3 protein-coding genes are annotated in these 3,525 nt (G+C 59.4%); 2 read left to right on the top strand and 1 reads right to left on the bottom strand.

The annotated features are described in order from the left end of the window. Both JNL55_RS31900 and JNL55_RS31895 read left to right on the top strand, forming a co-directional pair. A partial coding sequence (locus tag JNL55_RS31900) for a type IV toxin-antitoxin system AbiEi family antitoxin (RefSeq protein ID WP_293864178.1) occupies nucleotides 1–923 on the top strand: 923 nt, incomplete at its 5' end. Continuing rightward, nucleotides 886–1,749, top strand: a complete 864-nt coding sequence (locus tag JNL55_RS31895) for a nucleotidyl transferase AbiEii/AbiGii toxin family protein (RefSeq protein WP_293864175.1) — start codon at nucleotides 886–888, stop codon at nucleotides 1,747–1,749. The genes JNL55_RS31900 and JNL55_RS31895, both read left to right, overlap by 38 nt. 87 nt (nucleotides 1,750–1,836) lie before the next feature. On the opposite strand, the gene JNL55_RS31890 is transcribed toward JNL55_RS31895, so the two are convergent. Continuing rightward, complete coding sequence (locus JNL55_RS31890; protein ID WP_293864172.1) at nucleotides 1,837–3,192, bottom strand: ankyrin repeat domain-containing protein; 1,356 nt, start codon at nucleotides 3,190–3,192, stop codon at nucleotides 1,837–1,839. Between the last annotated feature and the right edge of the window lie 333 nt (nucleotides 3,193–3,525).

The following is a 3,525-nucleotide window of genomic DNA, read 5'->3' as shown; positions in this document are numbered from 1 at the left end:
GACAAGCGAATCCGGCGGATGCGTTCTTGGAACTGCGCCATGCGGGCAGGACGCTGAAATACACCGCTGAAGTCAAGCGCCGGCTACGACCGGCAACTCTAGGTGCAGTCATTCATCAGGTCGCAGTCCACGGCGACAATGCACTGCTGGTCAGCGACCACGTTACGCCGCCATTGGCAGACCAACTGCGAGCTCGAGGCGTGCAGTTCATCGACACAGCCGGGAATGCGTTCCTCAACGCCCCCCCGATACTGATTTGGGTCAAGGGCGAGAAACCAGCCGAGAGGCTCGCCCCGCCGCGAGACCGAGGCCGTGCTTTTGCAGCGACCGGTCTTCAGGTTGTGTTCGCCTTACTCTGCAAGCCCGAGGCGACGAATCTTTCGTACCGAGAAATTGCTCGGCTGGCTGGCGTGGCACATGGAACGGTCGGCTGGATCATTCCTGAATTGCAGGAGCTTAGATTCATTGCACAGGTGGGTGAGCAGCGCCGACTCATGAATGTCGATCGCTTGCTACGACAATGGGCGGAGGGTTACATCCAAACGTTGCGGCCAAAGCTCGTGCTGGGTCGCTACCAAGCGCCTACATTGGAATGGTGGAGCGCCATCAATCCAAGGAAGTATGAATACATGCTGGGAGGCGAAGCAGCTGCCGGCAGACTGACGAAACACCTCCGGCCCGGCGCGATCACCGTCTACGGCGCAAAAGTGGAACCGCGCTTTCTGTTAGATCAAAAGCTGAGTAAGGATGCCGATGGCCAAGTCGAGATTCTGAAACGATTCTGGCATTTCGACGAAGAGAAAGAACTGGCACCGATTCCTCTCATCTATGCCGACTTGATCCAGACGAACGATGCGCGCTGCCTCGAAGCAGCACAGATACTGCATGACCGATTCATCGCTGGATTTGAGCGCAAGAGCTGACCTTGACTGGCTCGCCGAGCTGATCAGTGACGCCAATCGAGCCGCGCCGTCCGTGAGCTGGCTGGTGGTCGGCGCCCTCGCCCGCGATCTACATCTGAGCCATGCACATGGCATTCGCGTTGATCGCGTTACGACCGATACAGATCTGGCGTTGACGATTGCGACCTGGACGGAGTTCGCACAGGTCCGGCAAGCTCTGATTGCGAGCGGGAGGTTCGTCGCCGATCGACGAGCGGAGCACAAACTCCTTCACCACAGCGGACGAGCACTCGATGTCGTGCCATTCGGTGATATAGAAGATCGCAATCGATCGATCGCCTGGCCACCGTCAGGGGCCGTGACGATGAGCGTCCTTGGCTACCGCGAGGCCTTCGCTGGATCGATCGCGCTTCAACTACCACGTGGCCAGCAAGCACTCACCCCTTCGATTGCGGGGCTGATCGTTCTCAAATTCATCGCCTGGTCGGAACGTCACCGGAACGCACCCGGTAAGGACGCCTATGACCTGCGCATGATGCTCACGCACTATCTCGACGCCGGCAATCTTCAGCGCCTATATGAGCATCATCTCGATTTAGTCGATGCGGACTTTGATTATTCCCTAGCGAGCGCAAGAGTTGCGGGAAGAGACGCCTCTAGACTCCTGGAGCGCCATGGTGACTCTTCACAGCGCGTACGCAAGCAACTGAATAACGTCCTCAGGGCCGAAGTAGCCCCGGAAGGGAGACGCGCGCTCATCGGGCAATCCGGAGCGCGCGACGCAGAGCAATTTCGACTGCAAGTAGCAGCGTTCATGCAGGGATTGATGGAGGGTAGTCGAGCCTAAGTTTCGGCACCCCAGTCGCCGACCGCCAAAAACTTTTTCCATCACATCGAGCTCACTTACCCACCCGGGCGGAACTTCGACGCGGAGTCACTCCGCTTCGAGCAACTTCACCACTTCCTTGTGCTTACCGGCTTTCGCGATATCGAGGGCGGTCTTCCCGTCGGCGGCAGCGATCCGCCGATCGGCGCCGGCGGCTAACAGTGCGGTTACGCACTCGGGGAAGTTCAAGGAAGCGGCCGACATCAACGGAGTACGTCCCGTCTTATTAAGAACGTTGGCTTCGGCGCCGGAGGTGAGCAGCAGGCTGACCAATTCCACATCGCCGAGACGCGCTGCCTTGTTTAGAACCGTGTCACCATCTTGATCCACAGCGTTGACGTCCGCGCCGCCTTGAAGCAGGAGTCGAGTGACGGCAAGACGGTTCGCAGTGGCAGGGGATTTATCGCTCTTCTCGGGCGGCGTGAACAGTTGTTTCATCGGTGCGCCCTCGCGAATTGACATGAACATCTTCGCGGTCTCGAGGACATTGCGGCTCACCGCGAGCATCAACGCCGTAGCTTGCTCCTTGTCGCGAGCATTGATGTCCGCTTTGGCCTCAATGAGCGCTTGCACCGCCGCGGTATCCCCCATCTGCGCCGCATGCAGCAGGGGCGTTAGGCCCTTGGGGATGGTCCGCGCTTCGATGTTGGCGCCCCGAGCGATCAGCATCTGAAACGTCTCGATGCTTGCCGTCGGCTTTTTGAGCAAGACGTCCGCGTGTTCGGCGATGAACGAGAACAGCACCTGATCCTTCGCCGTCTTTGCAGCCTCGAAGGTCGCACCCTGATCGAACAAGTAAGTCATCACCGCCACGGAGCGCGAAGCGACGCCGTAGTCCAGGACCGACCAGCCTTTGGTCGTTTGCATATTGATGTCGTCACCCGGGACGCGCAGCAGTTGAAGGCACTCCACGCACTTCGACTGAGCGGCGATCATGAAGGCCGTCATCCCGTTGTTGTCTTTCTCCGCCGGCGCCGCCCCTGCATCGAACAGCGTCTTGATCACCTCGATGTTTCCAGCACGTCCGGCGGCAATCAGCGGCGTCAATCCAGAATCCGTGCGAGTGCTAACGTTCGCGCCAGACGCCAACAACAACTTCAGCGTTTCCACCTGACCGCCGCCGGCGGCGTGATGAATGGCGGCGATGCCACCGTCGCGAGTCGTCGAGATGCTCGCGCCCGAGTTCAGTAGCAGCTTGGCGATGTCCACGCGGCCGAGCTCCGCAGCAAGCATCAGCGCCGTAGCGCCTTTCGTTCCTTTGGCTTCGGGGTTGGCTTTTTTCTTCAGAGCCCGTTCGGCTTTTGAGAGTTCACCTGCGTCGATTGCCGCCAACAGATCCTGATCCGGCGTTGCATTCGCGACGTTGCCGGCAAACAGCAGCGTGACCGCGAGTCCGAGGAGCAAGTGCCGAACCGATGCACGGAAAGCCGTGCCTGGGTGGTTGATTATGTCGCAGGAGATCATGCCGAGAGCTTCCTTGTATCGTTATATCCGCTGGCGGGCGGAAGCTTGCCCGATCGGATGCGCAGGCGCCAGCAGTCGCGTCAGCTCACTAGCGCCGCTGATTCAGTGAATCCGCTGCTGCTCTTCTGATAATTCGAACAGTGGTTACTTTCTGCTCCGGCGCGCGACATCAGATCGTTTCGAGGCTCGCCACTCAGCTACGTTGCGCTGACGCCGCAGGGTGTCGAGCACAACGACCCGCTTCGACTCCAGACCGATTGTAAGCGCAAGGCT

Source organism: Steroidobacter sp. (assembly GCF_016790065.1).
Taxonomy (GTDB): domain Bacteria; phylum Pseudomonadota; class Gammaproteobacteria; order Steroidobacterales; family Steroidobacteraceae; genus Steroidobacter.
Note: the sequence above shows the minus strand (reverse complement) of the source record. Positions and strands in the feature narration are given on the sequence as shown.